The organism is Gordonia sp. NPDC003585, from assembly GCF_040610755.1.
GTDB lineage: Bacteria > Actinomycetota > Actinomycetes > Mycobacteriales > Mycobacteriaceae > Gordonia.
Genome location: NZ_JBEXMX010000071.1, coordinates 22,512 through 28,755, shown reverse-complemented (window position 1 = coordinate 28,755; position 6,244 = coordinate 22,512). Strand labels below are relative to the sequence as shown.

The 6,244-nt window shown below is 66.5% G+C and carries 7 protein-coding genes; all 7 read right to left on the bottom strand.

The annotated features are described in order from the left end of the window. Positions 1 to 162: 162 nt before the first annotated feature. Positions 163 to 690: a DUF559 domain-containing protein gene (locus ABZW74_RS18255; protein ID WP_240856812.1), complete on the bottom strand. Its 528-nt coding sequence runs from the start codon at positions 688 to 690 to the stop codon at positions 163 to 165. Positions 691 to 704: 14 nt separating this feature from the next. Continuing rightward, the gene (locus tag ABZW74_RS18250; RefSeq protein WP_355278175.1) at positions 705 to 1,031 is read right to left on the bottom strand and encodes a type IV toxin-antitoxin system AbiEi family antitoxin domain-containing protein; all 327 of its coding nucleotides are present in this window, start codon (positions 1,029 to 1,031) and stop codon (positions 705 to 707) included. A gap of 215 nt (positions 1,032 to 1,246) precedes the next feature. Continuing rightward, positions 1,247 to 2,227, bottom strand: a complete 981-nt coding sequence (locus ABZW74_RS18245; RefSeq protein WP_355278172.1) for a Gfo/Idh/MocA family oxidoreductase — start codon at positions 2,225 to 2,227, stop codon at positions 1,247 to 1,249. After that, positions 2,224 to 3,129, bottom strand: a complete 906-nt coding sequence (locus ABZW74_RS18240; RefSeq protein ID WP_355278169.1) for a sugar phosphate isomerase/epimerase — start codon at positions 3,127 to 3,129, stop codon at positions 2,224 to 2,226. Before ABZW74_RS18240 ends, ABZW74_RS18245 begins: the two co-directional genes overlap by 4 nt. After that, a complete protein-coding gene (locus ABZW74_RS18235; protein WP_355278166.1) occupies positions 3,126 to 4,166 on the bottom strand; it encodes a Gfo/Idh/MocA family oxidoreductase in 1,041 nt (346 codons plus the stop codon). The genes ABZW74_RS18240 and ABZW74_RS18235 overlap by 4 nt, the downstream gene beginning before the upstream one ends. Further along, positions 4,166 to 4,954, bottom strand: coding sequence for an SDR family oxidoreductase (locus tag ABZW74_RS18230; RefSeq protein WP_355278163.1), 789 nt, complete (start codon positions 4,952 to 4,954; stop codon positions 4,166 to 4,168). Before ABZW74_RS18230 ends, ABZW74_RS18235 begins: the two co-directional genes overlap by 1 nt. Further along, positions 4,954 to 6,141, bottom strand: coding sequence for a phytanoyl-CoA dioxygenase family protein (locus ABZW74_RS18225; RefSeq protein ID WP_240856818.1), 1,188 nt, complete (start codon positions 6,139 to 6,141; stop codon positions 4,954 to 4,956). The genes ABZW74_RS18230 and ABZW74_RS18225 overlap by 1 nt, the downstream gene beginning before the upstream one ends. Positions 6,142 to 6,244: the final 103 nt, after the last annotated feature.

The following is a 6,244-nucleotide window of genomic DNA, read 5'->3' as shown; positions in this document are numbered from 1 at the left end:
GTGGGGGACAGCGACGAGGCGGCCGACACCGGCGGATGCGGCTACTACGGGGCGGTCGCGCTGGACCCGGTGCTGACGGTGCGGTCGTCGACCGCTGGTGCGCGGACTCGTGTCAGATCAGTATGAAGTTGTGCCCGGAATCCGGGCACAACTTCATACTGATCAAGCCGCGTCTCGTTTGATCGCATTGTTGACCTGCTCTGCGACGTGAGCAGCGCGATCGACGACGTCTCCGTAGGTGTAATTGAACATGGTCCATCCCGCGTCGGTGAGCGCGTTGCGTTTGGTGCGGTCTCGCTGGAAGGACGTGTCATCGCTGTGGAAGGCGAGACCGTCGATCTCGACACCTACCTTGAGCTCGGGGAAAGCAAAGTCGACCACGTACCCACCGACAGGCAAGTTCGCAACCCAGCCAACAATCCCGGCTGCATTGAACAGCTTGACCGTGAGGCGCTCCGCTTCAGACCGTGCGCCGTCCCCCAAGAGACGCAGGTAGGTTGCGACGCGTGTCGCGCCGTGCCGCCTCGGATAGCGAGCGTGCGCGGCCTCGAGATCCTCCACCGACACTCGCCCGGACAGCAATGCTCGGTCGATGACCGCGATCCCCAGCTCGATGGAGGCGTCGAGCACCGTGAGTGCGGCCGACGTGGTCCGCAATCCGTCGTGGACGACAACATCCTGGTCGAGCAAGACGCAGTATTGGATTACAGCAGTGGCAGACGATCGGGCGTGTGCCCCGCGAGTCTTGGTGAACACGAGGTGCTTGCGGGGTTCCTTGTCGTGGAACCCAAGCCACCACGCAGCGGCAACCCGCCGAGTGCCGCTTGGGTGTGGACCGACAGCACAGCGATGCGCGCTTGCGCTCGAGCCGACCGCAAGTGTCCGGCAGCGATGTACACGCCTCGAGCGACAACTTTCCAGGCACCCGAGCGCACTTTGCGAGAGATGGTCGAGGCACTTACACCACACTCGCGAGCTTCCTGTGTCGTGAAGACACCGTCGCGTCGTGCGGACAATTCGTTGATGTCCATGAAAGTCTGACGCAGCCGGCGCCGAACCGGTTCCGTCGATGGTTCGAATTGACCAGTATGATGTTGTGCCCGGATTCCGGGCACAACTTCATACGGAACGTGGGGTGGTCGCGGACATCGTTGTCTCACCTGGCCCTTCGAGGCTCGCTTCGCTCGCACCTCAGGGAGCGGAAGGGGTTCTCCGCGGATTCAGGCTCGGGGAGCGGATGGTGCCCTCATCGGGGGTCGAGTCCCGCGGCACGGTAGGCGGCGTCGATGTAACGCATGTTCTCGATGGCGTCGTCGATGCCGATGGGTAGGGGTGTGCCGTCACGCACGGCCGCTGCGAACGCTTCGAGTTGGTAGGTGTAGGTCGAGCGGGTGCCGACGTTCTCGATGACGGTGCGTTCGGTGGTGGTGACGGCCAGGCGGTCGTCGCGGTTGGGGCCGAGGAAGTCGTGCAGGAGTAGTGCACCCTCGGCGCCGATGATGTGGCAGGCGAACTCGTACTCGCCTGACACCATCGAGTTCGTGTTGAATCCCGATGCGCCGCGCGGATATTGGACGTTGATGGAGCACGCCTCGTCGATCTGGTCGTCCCGCAGCAGGGCGCGTGCGCCGGTGATGTTCGGCGAACCACCGCAGTAGCGGCCGAGCTGCCGGAACAGGTGCAGGCCGTAGCAGCCGAGGTCCATGATGGCGCCGCCGGCGAGGTCGTAGCGCCAGCGCGGGTCGTCGGGTCCGGGTTCGGGCATCCCCATGGTGATCTCGACGTGGCGGATTTCGCCGATCGTGCCGGCGTCGAGGAGTTCGAAGGTGCGGTGCATCATCGGGTGGAACAGGTAGTGGAAGGCCTCCATCACCACAGTGCCTGGTTGCTGCGCCACATCGCGCACCGCGGCGGCCTCGATCGCGTTGCGGGCGAACGGCTTCTCGGTGAGCACCGACTTCCCGGCCTCGATCGCCGCCCGATTCCACGGCGCGTGCAGCGAATTCGCGAGCGGGTTGTAGATCATCTCGATCTCGGGATCGTCGATGAGGCTGTGGTAGTCGTCGTGGACCCGCTCGACGTCGTACTTGTCGGCGAAGGCCTGCGCCCGGTCACGATCGCGCGCGGCGACCGCGACCAGACGATGACCCAGCGTGTGTGCCGGACCGATGATGGCGGACTCGGCGATGCGCGACGCGCCCAGCACGCCGATGCGTAGCGGGTTCATACGCGCACCGGACGCTGCGTGGCCTTACGCAGAAAAGCCAGGGACACAGCGACATCGCCGGCTGCGGCGTCACCGTCGTCCTCGGAGGTCAGGATGGTGTCCTGCTCGAGGACGTACCAACCGCGGTAGCCGGAGTCGACGAGGGTCGCGACGACCTGTCCGATCTGGGCCTCACCGGCGCCGAGCGGCACGTACATGCCCTGCCCGACGGCCTCGGTGTAGGTGAGTTCGCCGTTCTGGACACGCTTGGCCAGGTCGACGCGCACGTCCTTGAGGTGGGCGTGCCGGATGCGATCCGGTACCGCGCGAGCCACTTCCAGCGGATCGGTGCCGCCGATGAGGAGGTGTCCGGTGTCGAGGCAGAGTCCGATCTTCGATCCGTCGATGACCCGGAAGACCTCGTCGTGCTGCTCGATCATGGTGCCCACATGCGGATGCAGGGCGGCGACGATGCCACGCTCGGCGGCCATGTCGTCGATGCGATCGAGGTTGCGCAGCAACGTGTCCCACTGTTCCTCGGTGAGGTCGGGGCGCGAGTCGTATCCGTCGACGCCCGTGGCGGCGGCGACCACGAGGACGTCTCCGCCGCTGGTGACGATGCGGTCGAGTGCCGGCGCGACGTCGTCGAGCGGGTCGGCTGCGGCGTCGTGCAGCACGACGGGCACAAACGAGCCGACACATCCGAGGCCGTACGCGGCCAGCGCATCTCGCAGTTCGACGGGATCGGTGGGCAGAAAGCCCTCGGGCCCGGTCTCGGCGGAGGTCATGCCGAGCTCGTGCATCTCACCGAAGACGCGCTCTGGCGGCAGTTGGTGGCCCCAGCCGGGGACTTCGCAGACACCCCAGGAGATGGGGGCGCCGGCCACACGGAGCTGGGTAGCGGTCACAGCGGAGTTGGTCATGGGAGTGTCCTTGTGAGTCGAGGGTCGACCTCGGCGGTTTCTACGGGTCGGCGTTCGGTGAGGGAAAGTGTTGCGGCGTCGGCGATCACGGCGACCGCGAGGGCGTCATCGACGCTGCAGAGCCGGACTGGGCCGGGTGTGTCGTCGGTGACGGCGTGGCAGAACGCGGTCAGTTCACGCCGGTAGGCTTCGGCGAATCGGTCCATGAAGAAGCCGTGCGGGGTGCCGGACGGGAACGTGACCGCAGGGTCGGTGGTGCGCATCGGAGTGCCGTCATCCCAGCCGGCGGCAACGGAATCCTCGCTGCCGTGGACTTCGAGACGGCAATCGTAGCCGCGACCGTTGTACCGGCTCGCGGACACGATCCCCATGGTTCCCGACGCGAAAGTCAGTACCGCCGTGGCCGAGTCGACGTCGTCGTACTCGCTGAAGGCGGGGTCGCCCTGGTTGGTGCCGGTGGCGAACACTGTCTCGACTTCGTCGTCCAACACCCAACGGAGAGTGTCGAAGTCGTGGACCGCACAGTCGCGGAAGATGCCGCCCGAGCCGGCGATATACGCCATGGGTGGCGGTGCGGGGTCGAGGGTCGTCGAGCGGGCCGTCGTGATGAAGCCGAGTTCGCCCGATGCGACGGCGGCACGCGCGGCGCTGAAGGCCGGGTCGAAACGCCGGTTGTAGCCGATGGCGACCAGCACCTCGGAGCCTGCGATGCGTCGGGCGACGTCGGCCGACTCCTCCGCAGACATGGCGATCGGCTTCTCGCAGAAGACGGGAGTATTTGCGGCGACTGACTTTTCGATGAACGGCGCGTGAGTGGGTGTGGCGGTCGCGACGATCACAGCGTCGACGTCGGCGTCGAGCACCGCGTCGATGTCGGCGACGGCACGTGCCGTCGGGAAAGCGGCGGCCGCTGCGTCGACCGCGGCCGGTACGGCGTCGGTGATCACCAGTTCGTCGACCTCGGGGAGGCCGGCGAGGGTGCCGGTGTGGAAGGCGCCGATCCGGCCGAGGCCGACAACGCCGATGCGCAATCCCATCAGTCCACCGCTCCCATCACGATCTGATCCCAGTCGATCACCGAACCGGTGACCACGCCGCTGTGGTCGGACAGCAGCAGCACCACGAAGTCGGCGATCTCGTCGGGCTGGCCGAGCTTGCCCATCGGCACCGACGCGTTCGCCTTCTCGACCCACGTGTCGTCACCGCCGTGGAAACGCTTCTGGATGTCGGCCTCGCCCTCGGTTTCGGTCCAGCCGATGTTGAGTCCGTTGATCCGGACGCGGTCCCAGCGGTGGGCGTGGGCGGCGTTCTTCGTCAAACCCACCAACCCCGCCTTCGACGCGGAATACGGTGCGAGGAAAGGCTGTCCGCCGTACGACGACATCGTGATGATGTTCACGATGGAGCCCGACGCGCCGCGGTCGACCATGTCGCGCACAGCCGCCCGCATGGTGAAGAACGGCGCGCGCATGTTGAGTGCGACGTGATGATCGAAGAGCTCGGGCGTGGTGTCGAGCAGGCTGCCGCGACTGGTGGCGCCGGCGGCATTGCACAGGCAGTCGATGCGACCGAACTCGGCGATGGTCGCCGCCACCGAGTCCGACGCCGCGGCCGGATCGGTCAGGTCGGTCTGCGTGAACCGGACGGGCGTTTCGCCGTCGAGTTCGGCGACCAGCGCCTTGCCCTTCTCCGCATTGCGGCCGGTGAACATCACCGACGCCCCAGCCGCTGCGCCTGCCCGCACGATCGCGGCGCCGACGCCCTGCGTGCCGCCACTGACCAGCAGGACCTTGCCGGCCAGAGCGTTCGTCGTCGAAAAGGTCATCAGTGCGCTCCGTTCGGGTCGTGACGGGTGTCGAGTGCGGTGAGTTCGGCGTCGAATCGTTCGGCGGTGACATCGCCGGCGAGGCAACGTGCGACGAGTTCGGCCTGCGTCTCGCCGGCGAGTCCGGTGATCGGGGCGTCGATGTCGAGGTTGGTCGGGAATGCGTAACCCTCTGCCGCCGAGGCGATCACGTTGGCAACGGCGCGGTGGTCACCGGTCGCCGACAACTTTCGCAGAGCGGGGTAGAGAGCCCGCAGCATCGCCGAGCGGTCGACGGCGTCCATCGCCCGCCCGAAGGCCGACGAGATCTGCAGCAGGTTCGCCATCCGCCTGATGTCACTGGACACATTGTGGCCGGCGCCATGGAAGAGGGCGGGATTGAAGAACACCGCGTCGCCCGCCGACAGCGGCAGCTGCACGTAGTTGCGGGCGAAATGCTCACGGAAATCGGGCAGATTGAACGCCAGGTAGCCGGGCTCGTAGGTCTGCGAATACGGCAGGTACATGGTCGGGCCGGACTCGATGGGCATGTCGACGTGCGCGACCGCACCCTGCAGCGTGAGCGCGGGAGAGAGCCGGTGGATGTGGGCGCGGAATCGGGCGGCGGTGTCGGTCGACATGAAGCCCAGGTGGTAGTCACGGTGCGGATTCTGTGCGGCACCACCGGGATTGACGACGTTGACCTGTGACGTGACCTGATACATCGGGCCCAGCCACGCCTCGCTGATCAGCGCGAGGACGTCGTTGGCGTAGTAGCGGCTGTAGAGCTCAGGTGCGCGTTGCGCGAACTTCTGCAGCGCGTTCCAGATGCGATCGTTGGCGCCCGGCTTGGCGAAATGGTCGCCGCCCGCCATCCCGGCGGCGTGCTGGTCGGCGATGATCTCGCTGAAGACACCGGTGGTTTCGCGCAGTGCGTGAGCGTCGCCGAACGCTCCGGCGAAGACGACGATGCCGGGTCCGGCGAGGAGTGCGCGGGCGAGTTCGTCGGAGATCTGCGCGCGGGTGCGATCGTCGGTCCCGGTGACCGCCGCGGCGTCGTAGAAGAGGACGCCGCGCTCGGTGCTCGCCGCGAATGGGTAGTCGGCGAGGTCGGTGGTGCGGTCGGTGAGCGCGATGAAGTCGTCGATCCGGCATTCCTCGGCGGTGATGCGATCGGCGCGGGCGGGGGTGATCTGCTGGGTGCTCATCAGTCTGGTCTTCCTCTCGGCACTGAAGGTGTCGAGATCAGGATCACAATATCCTATTGTCTGGACAAGAAGGAATATCCATCAAGAATCCCTCAGGAGTGCG

What these genes read in the sequence shown, in the direction of transcription:
- ABZW74_RS18250 (WP_355278175.1), bottom strand. Translation starts at nt 1,031, where the DNA reads ATGGACATCAACGAATTGTCCGCACGACGCGACGGTGTCTTCACGACA.
- ABZW74_RS18245 (WP_355278172.1), bottom strand. Translation starts at nt 2,227, where the DNA reads ATGAACCCGCTACGCATCGGCGTGCTGGGCGCGTCGCGCATCGCCGAG.
- ABZW74_RS18240 (WP_355278169.1), bottom strand. Translation starts at nt 3,129, where the DNA reads ATGACCAACTCCGCTGTGACCGCTACCCAGCTCCGTGTGGCCGGCGCC.
- ABZW74_RS18235 (WP_355278166.1), bottom strand. Translation starts at nt 4,166, where the DNA reads ATGGGATTGCGCATCGGCGTTGTCGGCCTCGGCCGGATCGGCGCCTTC.
- ABZW74_RS18230 (WP_355278163.1), bottom strand. Translation starts at nt 4,954, where the DNA reads ATGACCTTTTCGACGACGAACGCTCTGGCCGGCAAGGTCCTGCTGGTC.
- ABZW74_RS18225 (WP_240856818.1), bottom strand. Translation starts at nt 6,141, where the DNA reads ATGAGCACCCAGCAGATCACCCCCGCCCGCGCCGATCGCATCACCGCC.